This is a genomic window from Photobacterium galatheae (genome assembly GCF_000695255.1).
Classification (GTDB): Bacteria; Pseudomonadota; Gammaproteobacteria; order Enterobacterales; family Vibrionaceae; genus Photobacterium; species Photobacterium galatheae.
In genome coordinates this window covers 63870-81505 of sequence record NZ_JMIB01000028.1, presented here as the reverse complement: position 1 = coordinate 81505, position 17636 = coordinate 63870, and the positions used below count along the sequence as shown (strand labels likewise).

The window sequence follows — 17636 nt, the reverse complement described above, 5'->3', positions numbered from 1 at the left end:
AAGGCATTGAAATTCCTTCTCCACCTCATCACGATTCTTATCAATATAAATATAGCTAATTCTGGCCATTTCCCGAGTTGCAGGTAAACCGTTCCTGCGGGTGCTCACTTCAGTCAAGGGAGGATTACGAGACATTGAACCATCGATTCCGACTAATTTGGCGTTTGAAATCAACCGGATTTCGAAGAGAAAGATCAGCAGACTCCAGCGTGGGATGTTGTTCAGGCTGGTTAAAATTTGGTTCTCCGAAGAGAAAGTTTAAACAAGAGGAGACGAACTTCACTGAAGCCTGCACACGCAGGCTCCAAATTTAAGATGACATCGTCAACAAAATTTATTCGCCAATCGCAATAAATGAGAAGCTTCTGTTCTGAAAGCTCCCATCCGCACCACCAACGTTGGCTGAAAACCCTGTTGTTTCAACAAATGGAAAAGCAATATTATCGAGTGGACTTTGATTAGAGCTATCGTAGTCAGTTTGAGACCCGACAACACTTGGCACTAAATGAAAGGCTTGATTAAAACCAACTTTGTACTGGCCCGTACCAACATTTTCAACGGTGAAGTCACCACTACCAGATACAATACTTCCATTCTTATCTATGTTTCCATAAATAATTTTCATAAATGCTCCTTATCTCTGATTAACCATCATGTGAATAAGTACCTTTATGAATTCAAACACACATCAATTCAATACCCCAAGAGCATAGCAAGGAAGGCAGTGATGTCAAATTAGCCAAACATGTTGTGTATATCTTATATACCCCTTTGAGATATCACAGATATTTCATCTGAACTGTTCCTCTGTTCAGCCTCACAGAACAATAAGCGTTGCATTGAATATCAGTTTTTTAGCGTGATCTCACACCACCAACGCCTTTTGCCATTAATTTTCGTGCGGTTATAGAGGATTTCGCTATCCACCTATTGAAATTTCAGCTGCATCTATGCTCTTATTCACCCGATAAAAATCATATTAGAACAAGGGTTATACGTGTCTGCTATTTCCATCCACACCATGAAGGACGGTGAGGTCACTTTTCCGGCTGGTGAACAGCTTGTGTCTGCGACCGATCTGAAGGGAACCATTACTTATTGCAACCCGTGCTTTTGTCAGGTGGCGGGCTATGCTGAAGCTGAATTACTCGGTAAACCCCACAATATTATCCGACATGCCGATATGCCCAAAGCCGCTTTCGCGGATATGTGGCGTCACCTGAAAAAAGGAAATGCCTGGCGCGGCGTGGTCAAAAACCGAACCAAAAATGGCGGTTACTACTGGGTTGATGCCTACGTGACGCCGATTTATGAGCATGGCAAGTTGGTTGGTTATCAATCTGTTCGGGTTAAACCAACCCCGGCCATGGTAAAAACCGCCGCGCAGGCTTATAAAGTCCTCCGAAGCAATGAAGGCAAAAGTTCACTGAAACTCTCAATGCCTGCCGCTGCGCGCTACAGTTTACTCGGTGCCGCGACTTTGCTTCCTGGCTTATACAGTCTGATGCAGGAAGGCTTCACATGGCATGCCTTCCTTGCACTATTGCCATTATTGGTGCTGGCGGTTTGTTTTCGTGAAGAGCTGTTCACAACGCCACAGCATCTTCATCAGCTCAGACAAAGTTACGACAGTATCAGCCGCCTGATTTATTCCGGAAACACTCAGTACTCCATTGCCGACTATCACCTGAAAATGGCATCGGCACGTATGCGTACCGTCCTTGGCAGAATGACGGACGCTGCCCAGCCTTTGCATGCTTTGGCTGAAAATCTGAGTGAAACGGCAACCCGGGTCAATCAGGCGATTCGTCATCAAAATGACAACATTCGTAATGTTGCCAATGCCTTAGATGATATGACCGGCTCTGCTCAGCATGTGAGCCAACATGCTGAAGAATCAGAACAGTTGCTACAAAATACACAAAATTTCAGCGATCAAACGCGCCATCAGTTGGATGCAACCCAACAAAACCTGCAAGTTCTTTCCGCTCAGGCTGAACAGGCGACTGCGGCAACCCAGCAGCTCAGTGATGAGGCAGCCAAAGTCAGCACGGTGATGACTGAGATCCGCGGTATTGCCGATCAAACCAACCTGCTTGCACTGAACGCAGCGATAGAAGCTGCGCGTGCTGGTGAACATGGCCGTGGTTTCGCTGTGGTCGCTGATGAAGTCCGTGCTTTATCTTCCAGAACCCAAACGGCAACAGAACAAATTCAGAACAGCATCGAGCATATGCTGAGCACGATCGACGAATGGCGTTCGGTCATTGAACATAATCGTGATCAAACCAATGAGTGTGTTTCGATTGCTGCTGAAGGCTCAGAAAGCCTGAGTAGCATGGAAGCGAACATGATTGAAATGAATCGCCTGATTCGTCAGATGGCTCAGGCTGCCGGCAATCAGGAACTACTCACTGATCACACCCGACAGCACATCCATTCCATTGCTGCTGCATCTGAGCAAAACTTTAAAGAGTTACTGCTGGTTGAAGAGTCAAGCGCAGGGCTGAGTGATAAAGTGGATGATTTTGAAGCGCTGGCGAAGCGCTTTGAGGAAAAATAACTCCTTCGATTTAGCTGACCTTACCTCAAGGTCAGCTTTTTTATGCTTACCTTGATCTATGACAAACCTTTCTCTTTGACTGCCATAGCGCATCTTTTCATCCGCAGATACACTCATACTGAGTTGTCGTAAGAATTGAAGGATATGTTATGGCTAATCTGCAACAAACCGAAGAACCCTGTGAAGCCTGTGGTGTCGTTGCCGAAATTGGCTTTTTGATCCGTGAAGGTGATGAAGTTTCAGAGCTCACCTTTGAAGGTGAGAATCAAGCTGCGATTGAAGCTGAATTTGCCCCTTTCCTGACACTGGCAAAAAGCGTCAACCAGAATATGCAACATCAGACAATTTATCGCCATGACGGAAAGCAGATGACTGCACGCCTGCAATTTGAATGTAGCGCAGAGAAAATCATCTTTGATCTGAAGTCCCGCTCACTGAACACACGTTAACCCTGATCCTTTGCACGATGTAGCACATTCGTTGTACTGCATCGTGCATACCAGCCTGAACAATTCTCCCTTCCTCTGGCGCTGTACTTCGCTGGGTGTGATAGAACCATCCTGTTTTCTGCCCACGATGCGATGCTCGACAAAAATACCCTCCCTGCCCTCATCATCGCTGAATGACAGTCCCACTTTCGCAGTTGGGTTGTGATATCATGCCGGCCGGATAGAAACGCAATAGGATGCACAATCATGACAAATAAAACAATTGCCTTTATTGGCTTAGGCACTATGGGTTTTCCTATGGCCGGACATTTAGCGAGAGCTGGATTTCAGGTTGTTGTCTTTAACCGCACGACAGCAACGGCAGAAAAATGGCTTGAGACCTATGACGGGAAAATGGCCCTAACACCTGCTGAAGCCGCACAGCATGCCGATGTCGTCTTAACCTGTGTGGGCAATGATCACGATGTTCGCGAAGTGTACTGTGGAGAACAAGGTATCCTGTCAGCTGTCCGCCCTGGTACCTTACTGATTGATCACACCACTGCATCCGCCGAAATTGCTCAGGAAATCGCTGAAGCCGCTCATCAAGTGTCCGCTTCATTCCTGGATGCGCCTGTGTCAGGTGGCGAAGCTGGTGCTGTCAATGGTTGCCTGACCATCATGGTCGGCGGAAGTGAAGATGATTTCAGCAAAGCCCAATCCGTATTCCAACCCTATGCAAAAGCTTCGACTCTGATGGGCGGCATCGGTTTTGGCCAAATCACCAAAATGGCAAACCAGATTTGTATTGCTGGCGTACTGCAAGGACTCTCAGAAGCCATCACTCTGGCAAAAGCAGCCGGGCTGGATATTCAAAAAATGACCGACGTTCTGAAGCATGGTGCTGCGGGATCCTGGCAGATGGAAAACCGAGCGATCACAATGGCCGAAGATAAATTTGATTTCGGTTTTGCCATTGACTGGATGCGAAAAGATCTTGCGATTTGTTTTGAAGCCGCTGAGAAATTAAACGTCTCACTACCGTTAACACATCAAGTTGATGCTGAATATGAAAAACTACAGCAAAAAGGTTTGAACCGGGCAGATACATCCGTCTTAATTAAGCAATTTGATTCATGATTTCAATGTTGCGCTGTATTCCATGCAGCGTAAATGGATTGTTTTTTCACGCCATGAGCTTTCGGTGATACTACTCCCATTTTGTTTCATGGCGCTGTCTTTTCTATATTTCCTGTTTACAATTCCACGTAATCAAAACAAAAGATAAGCTTATCTATGAGAAGTATGTCGAAAAGACTCCGCCAGCTCTGTCATTTCAGCATGTTTGCCCTCAGCCTGTCTCTTTGTCAGGCTCAAGCATCAAACCAATTTGTTTCTGAATTAAAACTGCTGAACTACACGGACAGCTATGGCAATGTGTCGTTAAGGCATTCCAAGCGCATCCGCTTACCCGACCCGCTACATGTCAAAGGGAATTTGGATCTGGAAAACAGTGATATACGCATCTTACCGAAAACAACCCGGGTAGACGGTAATCTCGATCTTGCCTATAGCGACATTACAGCATTGCCCAGAAAACTGGAAATTGGTGGGTATCTGAATCTGGCTCACACGAAACTCACCTATTTAAACCCGAATTTGCGAGTTCCTGGAGATTTAAGCCTGATTGGTATGCCACTCACTCAATTACCGCCCTATTTGCATGTTGGTGGTAACCTATACCTTGCTCATACCAAAATTACAGAACTTCCGGCGGGTATTACCGTGAAAGGAAGTATTTATTTAGGTGGGATTCAATTAAAATCGATACCGGAAAATATCATGGTTGGGGGAGAAATATACCAATAACGTCTGAATTCGACTTACCCTTGCCTCTACAACACTTACCTATAGACCTAATTTTCAAAATTTTTGAACATTCTATTGCTCTAAAAGCACTTAAGCCAGAAACACAATTCATGGGTGTTTCTGGCTACTTTCAATGGTTGGAATCAATTATCAATCTGATCGTTTTCTTTGGGTCGCTTACGTGCGAAACACGTTATCTACTTCTTAGTTTCGACTTAGAAGACTGCGATTGATAATAGAACCATTGTCTACGGCTTCTATTTGTCATAATTCACCTCTCGATAAAACATAGATAAAAAGCCAGATTTCATTCAAAGCTTTACTACCTAATCCGTATCACTTTATCCAAATACCGATGACAGTAAAATGACATTTGGATATCGTTTACGTGACTCATTCCAAAACAAACCTGAACTACACCACCAACAGATCGCTGTTGTGTCCTTAGTACTCAGGGTCTGGAAGTAAGATAATCATGAAGCGAGATGGCTTGCTTACTGAATTTCCTGATTTGATAACCAACCTCTCAAAACGTTTTGGGAAACGCTGTATACAGGGCTGATTAACTTTCGTGGGGCTCAGGTTATCCAAGTTTTTTTCAGTGTTATCACCATCTAGTCCACATCAACAAAATCAATATAAGAGCCACGGGCAATTTTTTCAACTGTATTTTTGACCTTTTTTGTGAGTTTTTGCTCACATTTTACTTAACAGCAAATCATACAAATTACAAAGCAATGTGAATCAATACGTTAACAGAATAAACAAATCAGACACACCAGTTCACAACGAACTGCATATAAAATCTTATCTAAATTGAAGAACCAATGGAGAAAAACAGAGTAAGTCATTGTAAATTAAGAAAACTATCATTTTGGACATATTTGACATCATAAAATTCACTGTTAACATAATGTTACCAAATTAACAGGAATCGATCATGCCAGTGCATACTATCTTACTGGAACAATCTGCCCAGGCTCCAAAAAAAATCTTGTTCGAGTTATTAACAGATCATCAAAACCTTGGCCGTTTCTTCGATGGGACTTATCACCTGGTGAAACCAGGAAAACCCAAACCCAACGGGATTGGCGCCATACGCCGTGTCTCAGCTGGCCCATTTACTTTCGATGAACAAGTCATTGACTACAAAGAAAACGAGCATTTGCATTACAGAATCGTAAATGGTGGTCCTGTTCAAGAACATGGCGGCTGGATCCAAGTGCAAAGCCTGAATGCGGATACCAGTAGAATTCAGTACCGTATTAGTTTTTCACCCAAAGTGAAAGGAACCGGCTGGCTCATCAAACTGCTATTGAAAAAAAGCATACAGAAAGCACTCATCAACGTTGCACGATATGGTGAATCGTCATGGAAGCGCTAATTTTACTCGCCGTCAGCCCCCTATTCTTCCTGGTCATGGTATGGGAATATCGACGATTACGCCGCCTTCAGGGGAGCCAGGATTACCACTGGAAAGAAGTCGTTTGTAACCTGACTTTGGCGGGATTGCACCAGACTGCTGATGTCATTGCCACCCTGCTGTTAATGCCCTTTTTTCTCTGGCTCTATCAATACAGACTATTTGATTTTCACTTATCCTTCGGCACTGTGGCTCTCGCGTTCATACTTCAGGATTTTTGCTACTACTGGTTTCATCGGGCTTCACATCACATTAATTGGTTGTGGGCTTCACACATTGTGCATCATTCATCACAGCACATGAATTTCACAACAGCATTCCGACAAAGCCTGACCTATCCGATATCCGGCATGTGGCTTTTCTGGCTGCCCTTAATTTTGATCGGTTATCCTCCCGAAACCGTCGTTCTGATTGTCGCGATCAACCTGGCCTTTCAGTTCTTTGTACATACCCGGGTCATTCATCGCTTAGGCTGGCTGGAGCTGATTTTTAACACCCCGTCGCACCACAGAGTCCACCACGCCCGTAACCCGGAGTACATTGATAAAAACTTCGCCGGCGTCTTGATTATCTGGGACAAAATGTTTGGGACTTTCGTCCCGGAAAACGACGACACAGTGATCCGATACGGCATCCGAGAAGATTTCACCGGCTGGCATCCTGTCACAGCCACCTTCCACCATTGGAAACACATCTTTCATCGCGCTATGGCACCGGAACAGTCAGTGAAGTCTCGCTTTTATCGGTTGTTTGGCCCACCCGGCCAGGACTGAACCCCTGCAGCAGACGAGGATCAGTGGATATTCTGTCATTTCACTGATCCCAATGCGCGTATTTTTGATCCAGGTTCAGTTCAATCCAAATGAAACAAATCTAATATAGGCTTTATTTTATCTATCCGGTTATCGGGAGTGAAAGATGAAGCAACCGAGCTTAACAACAGAACGTTTGTTACTCCGTCCGCTACAACTGGCAGATGCGGGACGCATTCAAAAAATGGCAGGCGCCCCTGAAATTGCATTAGGCACAACGAATGTGCCCTACCCTTATGATTCTGGTATGGCTGGTCAGTGGATTGGACGAGCCCTGGCAGGTTGGGATCAATGCACTCTGGCGATTTTTGCAATCACGCTAAAAGACACAGAACAACTCATCGGAAGTATTGGCCTGCATCATATCCAAAACAATACAGCACAGCTTGGTTTCTGGCTCGGCGTGCCTTTCTGGCAACAGGGTTATTGCACCGAAGCTGCCCGGAGCATCGTGCATTTTGGTTTTACGCAATTGAAGCTCTGTAAAATCTTTGCTCAGCACCGACGTCTGGACCCAAAACCAGGAAAAGTGCTTGAAAAGGCTGGCCTAGCATTCGTTTGCGTGAAGCCAGATGCCATTCGGGTCAACCGGGTCACAGAAGATTTATCTTATTATGAAGCGATGTCTCCATCCTTAGTCGAAGCCTGATATTCAGGCTTTCTTATCGCAAGAAATTACCATTTCTCAAAAAAATACCACAAAATTATTCACTTCATTTACACCCTGAAATGAAATAATCATCCGTTCATTTTGCGGGTTACTATAATAATGATGATGGTTAAGCAATGATTAAGTTATCAATCACTATATTCACTAGGGTAATAAGTGGGCAGACATACGAACCAAGCGGATACAGGAAGTGGCCACCCAAACTGGGATAGACTTAACACAGGATTGAAATTTCTTGGTACTAAGTAGGTCTAATTGTGAGAGCCCTGTAACAATTAACCCTAAGAAATTTAGGCGCAACCTAATCAATGGCTTTGCCACTGATAAATGAGGTGAATATTATGACTAGCTTTAAAGTACTCACTGCAACAGCTGTACTGCTTATGTCTACATCAGCCCTTGCTGACATCCGTGTAACCGATGCCAACAATGGTGCTTGGGTTACTGTAACTGAAAATGGCCAACCAGCAGCGAACGCATCAGTGTCTGTTGCAAACGTCCCTCAACAACGCAAAACCTATACGACCGATGAACGTGGTCGAGTCTTCATCCCACTGCAACTGAACTCTTCTCGTTCAGTGAAGTTTGAAGCAACCACAAAAGATGGTAAAAAATCATCACGTTATGCTTTTACTGGTTCACGTAAAAACTAAGCTTAATAATTTGTGGTTAGACTAAAGGCTCCCAGAAGGGAGCCTTTTGGTTTGTGCCTTCAGACCAAAAACCTAAAGACCCAAGAACCCAAGAACCCAAGAAAAAAGACATCGACTTGGGCTTGCTTGTGCTTGGAGAGCTGAAGTTGCACCGTCAGTGAAAGCCGAAAAGTTGGTGCAGCGAACCTAAACGGGCACGTTCAAGCACATCAGAAAAGGATTTACTGTGACAGGAGAGTAAGCAGCTATGGTTCAATTTCCGACAACAGCAACAAGAAGTGTGTTACTTACCGGAAGCTCCGAACAAGCCAAACGGCAAGCATTAAAAGCCGCATTCAACCACACATGGGAAGTGTATGAGTCTCTTTTCTCTTTGATTAGCAATCACCAAGCCTATTACAAGAAAGCCGAACCCCTTCGCCACCCTTTAATTTTCTACTTCGGCCACACAGCTGTCTTTTATATCAATAAGTTAAAGCTGGGGAAATACATCAGCACACGATTAAACGCTCATTTTGAATCTATGTTCGCCATTGGTGTCGATGAAATGTCCTGGGATGACCTGAACGATGCCCATTACGATTGGCCAAGTGTTGAGGAAGTCCGTGGTTACCGTGATCAAGTGAAATCCACTGTGAACCACTTCATAGACACCATGCCACTGTCGTTACCCATCAAGGAAGATGATCCGGCCTGGGTCATTCTGATGGGGATCGAACACGAACGAATTCACCTTGAAACCACCTCTGTCATTATCCGCCAGCTTCCCCTTTCAGACTTAACGCCCTCCCCTCAATGGGCTCCTTGTGAAGAAACCGGAAACGCGCCGACAAACCAGCTGGTCGCCATATCTGGCCGCACCATCACCCTGGGAAAGCAAGACGATGCAGAGACCTATGGCTGGGATAATGAGTATGGTGTGCAGCAATACAACGTTGATGATTTCAAAACCAGCAAATACCTGGTTTCTAACCAGGAATTTCTGGCATTTGTGAAAGATGGCGGTTATCAGCAAGAAAGATACTGGACTGAAGAAGGGATTGCCTGGCTTCAATATACAAAGGCACAAATGCCCCGATTTTGGATAGAGCGAGACGGGGTTCTGTTACAACGTAACCTATGTCATGAAATTCCACTCCCGCTCAATTGGCCCGTTGAAGTCAATCAATTAGAAGCCAAAGCGTTTTGTAACTGGAAAGCAGACACAGAACAACTCCCTGTCCGCTTGCCGACTGAAGCCGAATGGTATCTGCTCCGCAACAACTTAAATACAGCTTCACCAGACTGGCAGGAAGTGCCGGGCAATACTGAACTGGCTTACTTCGCCTCTTCATGTCCGGTAGATCGCTTTGAACACAATGGGTTATGCGACATCATCGGCAATGTCTGGCAATGGACAGAAACAGCCATTGATGGCTTTCAGGGCTTCAAAGTTCATCCTTTATATGATGACTTCTCAACCCCGACCTTTGATGGCAAGCATAATTTGATGAAAGGCGGATCCTGGATTTCAACCGGCAACGAAACCATTCCGGAGTCACGCTATGCCTTTCGTCGCCACTTTTATCAGCATGCCGGTTTTCGCTATGTAGTTTCAAAACAGGATCCGGACAGTATGACGCATCTGAACATCTACGAAACCAACGAGCTGATTGCACAATACCTGGAATTCCATTACGGCAGCCCGTACTTCAACGTCACGAATTTTTGCGTGAATGGGGTCTCACAATGTCTGCAAGAGATTTCTCTGCATCATACACATCGAGCTTTGGATATCGGCTGTTCCGTCGGTCGTGCCAGTTTTGAGCTGGCGAAAACATTTGATCACGTCGACGGTATCGACTTTTCTGCCCGATTTATTCAGCAAGCCTATACTCTGCTGGAACAAGGAGAAAAGCGCTACACCATTCCCACAGAAGGGGATCTGGTGGAGTTCAAGAGTGTCACACTCGACGACCTCGGGTATCGGAATCTCAAAGACAAAATTCACTTCAGCCAAGGTGATGCCTGTAACCTTAAGCCTCAGTACAGCAACTATGATCTGATCTACGCCTCAAATCTGCTGGACCGCTTAGCCGATCCAAAAGCGTTCCTGACCAGCATCGCAGGCCGGATTACGGAAGGTGGTTATCTCGTGATAACCTCACCATACACCTGGCTTGAAGCATACACACCCAAAGACAAATGGCTGGGAGGGATCAAAGTCAATGGGGAGAATTTCACCACCCTGGATGGTTTAACCGAAACCCTTATCCCTTACTTTGAACTGATTGCAGTGAAAGAAATTCCGTTTGTGATTCGTGAAACCAAACGGAAGTTCCAGCATACCGTCTCGGAGATGACGATCTGGCGTAAACGCTGACCGAACTGACTGTGCGACGACCTCAGGCCATTACTTTTATGTGGGCCTGGGGTAGAATGCCCGCTTTTCACTGCAGTGAGTCAAACACGTGAAAACCCTTTGCGTTGCAAAATGTAAGAATCATGAAGGCATCTGTCGTGGCTGCCTGAGAACCATGAAAGAAATTAGTGAGTGGCGACTGATGAATGATGAAGCGCACACCCAGACGATTGCTCAGATACAGGGAACGAAAACGACCCATGACTGCATATTATGCGGACAGCCCGCGTACTGCGGTGTTGAGGATGGCAAGCAGGAGTGCTGGTGTTTCGAACTGGCGAAACGTGACACCAGTGGCCTGCCTAAAGGCCAATGTGTTTGTCGCGCTTGCCTCTCTGGGCTACCGCTTCTGCAGGCGTAAACTGCTACTATTAATAGGGACATCGACTCTATGCTTGCGAGTGACGCTCAGATGAAAAAGTGGTTCCTATTTGCAGTCTTGCTGAGCCTTCTGGGCTGTGACCAGCCCCCAAAAGCAGGATTTACCGCCAAAGATTTGCAGCAAGATTGGGTGCTCACCAAGATTGATGGCAGAGATCTGTCTCAGGCTGAAAGTCGTTCCCCGATCGGCCTGAGTCTGGACAGTCAGTTCAAAGCAACCGGATTCAGCGGCTGTAATCAATTTATGGGACTGGCTGAACTTAAAAATGGCAACCAGTTTCGCATCACCGCTTTCGTGTCAACCAAAATGGCCTGCATTCAGAATGAAATTGCAACCATAGAATCCGTTGTTGTCAGCTCCCTGCAACAATGGAATACCACGGCCCTGGAAAGTAATACGCTCACACTCACCACAGAGCAACATGTGCTGACTTTTGTACCAGAAGAACTGCACATGCCGCCTGCGGGTTAGCCTTCAGAGATTATGCTTTCCCATCGTGATAAGCCAGATACGCAGATGCCTTTTCCGGATCCATGTATTTTGCCAGTGTTTTTTCCGGAACCCGGGTTAAATCAACCACAATGAGTCCGTCCAGCGCATCATTGAAATCCGGATCCACATTAAAACAAACCAGCTTGCCATTCAGGCCAAGATACTGACGTAGCAAAACCGGCACACTTTTCCCTGTATCCATACGGGCTATCACCCGCGATAACAGCTGTACATCTGCCAGCGCCGTCAGCATATCCGGCTGCCAGAAGACACGTTGATCGCTTGCCAGCGGATAAGTCGGAGCCACCAGCTTTGCACTATCCTGATCCGAATGGTGCACTGTCATACAAGTCGCCATTAACTGTCTGGCTTCCTGGCTATATTCATCACTGATACTGACCGGCCCAAACAGATGGGTATATTTCGGATGGCGACACACAAAGGCTGAAATCCCTTTCCACAGTAGTAAGAGTGCACTCAAACTGCGTTGGTATTCTTCTGCCACCACTGAACGTCCCAGTTCAATCGACGCACCATACTGCCCGATAAAGCGTTCGTCATAACGGAACAACGTCCGGGAGTAAAGCCCTGCAAGGCCGTTTGCAGCTATCAATTCATCGGTCAGACCTAAACGATACGCACCCACAATTTTTCTGGCCTGCCGGTCCCAGACAAACAAATGAAGATAGTTCTGATCAAACCCATCCAAATCTGTCGATTTTCCGGTTCCCTCGCCGACCGCTCGAAAGTTAATTTCGCGGATACGACCGAGTTCTTTCAAAACCGATGGAATTTGGGCGGCTCTGGCACAATAGACGTCAAACTCACCACTGCTAAGCATCCGCTCGGCTTCTCCGAGGTTCGCGATATCTGCTTCCAGCAAAGCAGCCGCTACAGGGGGGTCAATCGGTTCTGCTTCTGGTATTACCCGGGCGGTTGGCTTCATTGAGATGAAGCCCGACACGCTTCGATTGGTCTGATTACCCAACAGGTAGGTGTTGAACTTCAGGTAATTCACCAGTTGTTGATCGTCCTGAATATTTTTGACTTCGCTGTAACGAATACTTTCACCAATCGCAATCGGGATCTGAGTGGCTCGCTTATTCAGCATTTCGCGGCCCAGCATCAGGGTACGCAGCATCGGGTGAACTTTGCCAGCCATATAAAACTGACGACTGTTCCGCCCGCCAATAAACACGGGGACGGTTGTCGCTTTATGTTTGTGGATCAAACGACTGACCGATTTACTCCAGACTTTATCTCGCAGCTGTCCGGATTTTCTGTCGTAGACAGACACTTCACCAGCCGGGAACATCAGCAGCAACCCACCAGCCGATAGGTGTCGGTTCGCTTCGCGTAAAGCCCTGGCATTCGCACGAACAGCACCTTGCCCCTCAAAAACATCCACACCGATAAACAGTGCATCAAGTTCAGGGACATTTTTCAGATAATGATTGGCAAGAATTTTTACATCCGGACGAATCTGACGCAGAATCTGCGCCAGAATCACGCCTTCTGCACAACCCAGAGGATGGTTCGCGACAACGACCGTTGCCCCCTGTGCAGGAATATGCTGACATCCGCCTTTGACAACCTGATAATCGATACCAAGCACATCCAGGGTATACCGAAGGAATGCCTCAGTATCTTGTCCGGCCGGACGTTCTGCATAAAAGCGACTCAATCTGTGCAAACCAGTTGCCCATTCAGTCAGTTTTTCACCAACCCCAAATGGGGTTTTCCGTGGCAAACGAAAAGGACTTGCGGTTTCCATACTATCTCCATCCGAAGTAGGTATTCGAGACAAGTATGAGAATGATTTGTGACTCAACCGTGTCAGTTGTGCGGCAGTATGATGAGAGAAATACGTCAGTTTCATGAATCAAATCGAAGCTACTGTTCTGATGACAAATTCATTCAACCGTTCTTAACATTAAGTCAAAATTTGACCTGGGAGCAGACTATCTTTGTGATCATCAGAGAAGAAATTTTCCACTAAGGAAGGAGGGCTCCGGAAAAAAGAGGATGAGTTGCTGTGAAAAAAATCATGCTGATCCTGGTCCTGAATTTTGTGCCACTGCTGTTTTTACTCTTGGCCCTGACCTGGCTGCCCGAACATTGTGAGAATACAATGGCTGGATTAATCCACTGGCTGAACCATCAACCAGAGGCTCCCCTACATTCGATCTGTCACACATCTGCTACAAAGTTATTCAGCTCACAACACCTGCCAACAAATTGACACTTTCTGAACTATTCTCTCAATAGAGATCACAAAAATGTTCTAGTGCGCGGCTTAGGTCTGCGCAACAAAGAACATCTCAACCCAACGGATGATCCCGGCATCAAAAAAGGAAGTGGCAATTGGATACTTTGCTTGGCACGATTGGCTATTTGTCAGCCGCAGCAGGCTTTCTGTTCGTTTTCTTACTGCTGTTGACCACCAAAGCAAAAAGCTTACCCAAACGGTTACTGCAAATTACCTGCCTCTTGGGCACCGTCTGGGCAACGACGTCATACCTTCAAGTTCATTATCAGCTATCGATCCTCCCTGTACTGTTCACAGAAAGTCTGCTCAGTCTGGGCTGGTGCCTGCTGGTCACCAGTAGTTTGTCAGATACCCATCACTTCACTCGGATCTTTGCTGAAAAAACCCCGACTTTTTTATGTCTTGCGATACTGATGGTTGCATTGACAGAAGCAGTTCGTTTTATCTGGCCAGTACTTGAACAACGAAACTTTCTCTTCCTGCACCTGTGCCAGTCCATTATTGGCCTTTGGTTTGTCGAACTTCGCTACCGCCGGACAGTCAGAGAGGAACACTGGGCGATCAAACCGCTCTGCCTGGGACTCGGGATGTTTTTTGCCTATCATTTTGCCCTCTATGCTGATGCATTTCTGACCAATGTACTGACCCCTGGCTTCTGGCTGAGCCGTGGCTGGATCACGCTGATCGCCCTGCCCCTGATTTTGCTGACCGCCAGGCGCGCTGAACACTGGCAAAGCCGAGTCTATGTCTCTCGCGACATCATCTATCACAGCAGTTTATTGCTGGTCGCAGCAGGCTATCTGCTGGTCATGTCGCTGGCCGGTTTTTACATCAAATCCATGGGAGAAACCTGGGGCGATACCGTCCAGATCCTCTTTTTTGCCCTGAGCGGCCTGGTGCTGGCGAGTTTGTTTCTGTCTGAGACATTTCGCAAAAACATCATGGTGTTTATTACTAAACACTTCTTCGCAAATAAATATGAATACCGTGAAGAATGGATGCAATTTGCCACCGCGCTTGAAAACACGGAAGGCACTCAGTACGACACCGCCTTACAGGCCATGCTGCATCCCTTTGGCTGTGACCGTGGCGTTCTCGCCACGCTCCAGGGACCGAGACTGAAAATACGGGCCTGCCAGTCAATCGACTGCCAGCACCCGGATATATCGCTTTTACTTTCCACCGTCGCCCTGCCCGCTATCGAACATCAATGGATACTCGACATTGAACAGGCCAGACAGGGAAAAGAACCCGCACCGTTTCCAGTCGATGCATCCGCTTTAGCCGGTGTATCGGAACTGGCCTATCTCATCCCACTGACCAGCAGCAGTGGCACCCGAGGCGTGTGTCTGTTATCCAAGCCCACATCGACCGAGAAGGTCAACTGGGAAGACAGAGATTTAATGAACGCCATCAGCCGCCAGCTTTCTGTTTATCTGAATGTATTTGAAACGAACCAGAAACTCGCAGAAAGTCAGCAGTTTGATACCTTCAACCGCATGTCCGCCTTTCTGGTTCATGATCTGAAAAATGTCCTGGCGCAACTGCAACTCCTGACAAAAAATGCGGCCCGTCATAAACACAACCCGGATTTCATTGATGATGCCTTTGACACCGTCGACTCCGCTGCCAACAGGCTGACGAAAGTGTTATCTCAGTTGAACAATAAACGCGTCGAAACCCAGTCGGTGGAGACTCAATCTGTGGCGATCATCGATGTGGATGAACTCATCCGACAGGTCTGCGATCACCGGTCCGTAAAGGCGCCAGCTCCCCTTTTCATTGAATGCGCCACGGCGCCATACCAGCTCACTGCTGACAGAGAGCGTTTCAGTAATATCCTGTCTCACTTGGTTCAGAATGCACAGGAAGCAACGGATGAATCCGGCTATGTTCATCTTTCAACGGCCCACTGTGGAAATTTTTACCAAATCACGATTACAGATAACGGTGTCGGCATGAACCGTGATTTCATCGAGAACCGATTGTTTAAACCTTTTGACACCACGAAAGGCAATGCCGGCATGGGGATTGGTGCCTATGACGCAAAAAATCTGATTGAACAGCTGGGCGGTTATATTGATGTGGCATCTGAACCCGACAAAGGCACCACAATCTCCATTCATCTGCCGTTCAACACCTCATCTAATTCTGCCAGCAACCGTGAAACTTGCCAGTAAGGAATGAAAAGATGGACACGTTACTTGTCATTGAAGATGATCCAGGCATTCAAAAGCAACTGAAATGGTGCTTCCCGCAATATGAAGTGGTGATGGCACAAGATCGCCGTTCTGCCATCACCGCTTTACGCCGCTATGAACCCAAAGTTGTGACGCTTGATCTTGGCTTGCCTCCGGATGAAGCCAATGCCTCTGAAGGACTGGCCGTGCTTCAGGAAATACTGGCACTTTCTCCCGATACCAAAGTGATTGTCATTACCGGGAACGACGACAAAACCAATGCCTTAAAAGCGATTGAACTGGGTGCCCACGATTTTTACCAAAAACCAATTGATGACGACATACTGGCCGTGATCATCGATCGCGCTTTCGTTGTTGCCAACATCGAAATGGAAAATAATCAGCTTCGCCAGTCGTCATTGGAAGCCAATGGCTTTATCGGCAACAGTCCGCAAGTTCAGCATGTCTGCCGTATGATAGAACGTATCGCGCCCACTGAAATTACCACCTTGATTCTTGGCGAAAGCGGCACCGGAAAAGAAGTGATTGCCCGGGCAATTCATGCGAAAGGCCCCAGAGCGAATAAACCCTTTATCGCGATTAACTGCGCCTCTATTCCCGAACACCTGCTGGAAAGTGAGCTTTTCGGTTTCGAAAAAGGAGCTTTTACCGGCGCACATAAAACCACAGCAGGCAAGATTGAATGTGCCGACGGTGGCACCCTCTTCCTGGATGAAATAGGCGATATGCCCTATCCGCTTCAGGCAAAGATTCTCCGCTTTCTGCAGGAAAAAGTGGTTGAGCGTGTCGGCGGTCGTCAGGAAATCCCGGTTGATGTCAAAATCATCTGCGCGACACACCAGAATCTTGAACAAATGATGTTAGAGAAAACTTTCCGGGAAGACCTTTTCTACCGCATCAGTGAAATTACGATTCAAAACCCACCCCTTCGTGAACGCGATCAGGATATCCTCTTACTGGCCCGATATTTCCTGCAGCAGACGAATCAGCAAAGCCAGCATAAAATCACCGGTTTCACCGATGATGCCATTCGCGCCATGCTGCAACATCCTTGGCCCGGTAATATCCGGGAGCTTCAAAATAAAGTGAAATCGGCAGTGATCATGTCAGATAACAAACTAATCAGCACCCTCGACCTGGCACTTCAACCCGCAGAAGATGAAGCAGAGCCCATCGCTTTGAATCTGCGTCAGATTCGCGAAGCCGCCGAAAAGCAAGCCATCACCAAAGCCCTGTCCCTGAGTAACGGAAATATGTCCAATACCGCCAACATCTTAGGGATCACCCGCCCAACGCTTTATTCCTTGATGGACAAATATATGGTGAAAAATGAGTGAACTCAGAACCGGGGACCAGAACCGGGGACCAGAACCGGGACAGTCATCGCTAGTCTTGCGACCGTCAACGTGTGTCTGTCCCTACAAACTGCCTACAAACTGAGAAACTGTCTTTCTTTCCCGCGATATTGAGTCT

General features: G+C 46.8%; 15 protein-coding genes. 13 read left to right on the top strand and 2 right to left on the bottom strand.

The window, feature by feature from the left end; translation table 11 throughout:
• Positions 1 to 334 precede the first annotated feature (334 nt).
• On the bottom strand, positions 335 to 625 hold the full coding sequence (locus EA58_RS14680) for a hypothetical protein (protein WP_051642125.1): 291 nt from the start codon (positions 623 to 625) through the stop codon (positions 335 to 337).
• A gap of 396 nt (positions 626 to 1021) precedes the next feature.
• Between EA58_RS14680 and EA58_RS14675 the strand changes: the two genes are divergently transcribed.
• The 11 genes from EA58_RS14675 to EA58_RS14630 all read left to right on the top strand — a co-directional run bounded on the left by EA58_RS14675 (position 1022) and on the right by EA58_RS14630 (position 11672).
• A complete protein-coding gene (locus EA58_RS14675; RefSeq protein ID WP_036754353.1) occupies positions 1022 to 2563 on the top strand; it encodes a methyl-accepting chemotaxis protein in 1542 nt (513 codons plus the stop codon).
• Between the two features lie 149 nt (positions 2564 to 2712).
• Positions 2713 to 3012, top strand: coding sequence for a DUF406 family protein (locus EA58_RS14670; RefSeq protein WP_036754351.1), 300 nt, complete (start codon positions 2713 to 2715; stop codon positions 3010 to 3012).
• Between the two features lie 246 nt (positions 3013 to 3258).
• Positions 3259 to 4131, top strand: coding sequence for an NAD(P)-dependent oxidoreductase (locus tag EA58_RS14665; protein WP_036754348.1), 873 nt, complete (start codon positions 3259 to 3261; stop codon positions 4129 to 4131).
• A 165-nt stretch (positions 4132 to 4296) separates the two neighbouring features.
• On the top strand, positions 4297 to 4860 hold the full coding sequence (locus EA58_RS14660) for a hypothetical protein (protein WP_235199620.1): 564 nt from the start codon (positions 4297 to 4299) through the stop codon (positions 4858 to 4860).
• A 940-nt stretch (positions 4861 to 5800) separates the two neighbouring features.
• Positions 5801 to 6244: an SRPBCC family protein gene (locus EA58_RS14655; RefSeq protein ID WP_036754345.1), complete on the top strand. Its 444-nt coding sequence runs from the start codon at positions 5801 to 5803 to the stop codon at positions 6242 to 6244.
• The gene (locus tag EA58_RS14650) at positions 6232 to 7056 is read left to right on the top strand and encodes a sterol desaturase family protein (RefSeq protein ID WP_036754342.1); all 825 of its coding nucleotides are present in this window, start codon (positions 6232 to 6234) and stop codon (positions 7054 to 7056) included. The genes EA58_RS14655 and EA58_RS14650 overlap by 13 nt, the downstream gene beginning before the upstream one ends.
• A gap of 145 nt (positions 7057 to 7201) precedes the next feature.
• Complete coding sequence (locus EA58_RS14645; protein ID WP_036754340.1) at positions 7202 to 7744, top strand: GNAT family N-acetyltransferase; 543 nt, start codon at positions 7202 to 7204, stop codon at positions 7742 to 7744.
• A 362-nt stretch (positions 7745 to 8106) separates the two neighbouring features.
• Positions 8107 to 8418: a hypothetical protein gene (locus EA58_RS14640; protein WP_036754337.1), complete on the top strand. Its 312-nt coding sequence runs from the start codon at positions 8107 to 8109 to the stop codon at positions 8416 to 8418.
• Positions 8419 to 8665: 247 nt separating this feature from the next.
• Positions 8666 to 10780 carry a 5-histidylcysteine sulfoxide synthase gene (gene ovoA / locus EA58_RS14635; RefSeq protein ID WP_036754334.1) on the top strand — a complete coding sequence of 705 codons (2115 nt, stop codon included), beginning with the start codon at positions 8666 to 8668 and terminating at the stop codon, positions 10778 to 10780.
• An 88-nt stretch (positions 10781 to 10868) separates the two neighbouring features.
• The gene (locus tag EA58_RS21400) at positions 10869 to 11180 is read left to right on the top strand and encodes a cysteine-rich CWC family protein (RefSeq protein WP_081819691.1); all 312 of its coding nucleotides are present in this window, start codon (positions 10869 to 10871) and stop codon (positions 11178 to 11180) included.
• Positions 11181 to 11231: 51 nt separating this feature from the next.
• The gene (locus EA58_RS14630; RefSeq protein ID WP_036754468.1) at positions 11232 to 11672 is read left to right on the top strand and encodes an META domain-containing protein; all 441 of its coding nucleotides are present in this window, start codon (positions 11232 to 11234) and stop codon (positions 11670 to 11672) included.
• Positions 11673 to 11682: 10 nt separating this feature from the next.
• Here the strand turns inward: EA58_RS14630 and EA58_RS14625 are convergent, their stop codons facing one another.
• A complete protein-coding gene (locus tag EA58_RS14625; RefSeq protein ID WP_036754331.1) occupies positions 11683 to 13467 on the bottom strand; it encodes a lysophospholipid acyltransferase family protein in 1785 nt (594 codons plus the stop codon).
• 590 nt (positions 13468 to 14057) lie between these two features.
• Between EA58_RS14625 and prsK the strand changes: the two genes are divergently transcribed.
• The gene (gene prsK, locus EA58_RS14615) at positions 14058 to 16142 is read left to right on the top strand and encodes an XrtA/PEP-CTERM system histidine kinase PrsK (RefSeq protein WP_036754325.1); all 2085 of its coding nucleotides are present in this window, start codon (positions 14058 to 14060) and stop codon (positions 16140 to 16142) included.
• Positions 16143 to 16153: 11 nt separating this feature from the next.
• The gene (gene prsR / locus EA58_RS14610) at positions 16154 to 17500 is read left to right on the top strand and encodes a PEP-CTERM-box response regulator transcription factor (RefSeq protein WP_036754323.1); all 1347 of its coding nucleotides are present in this window, start codon (positions 16154 to 16156) and stop codon (positions 17498 to 17500) included.
• Positions 17501 to 17636: the final 136 nt, after the last annotated feature.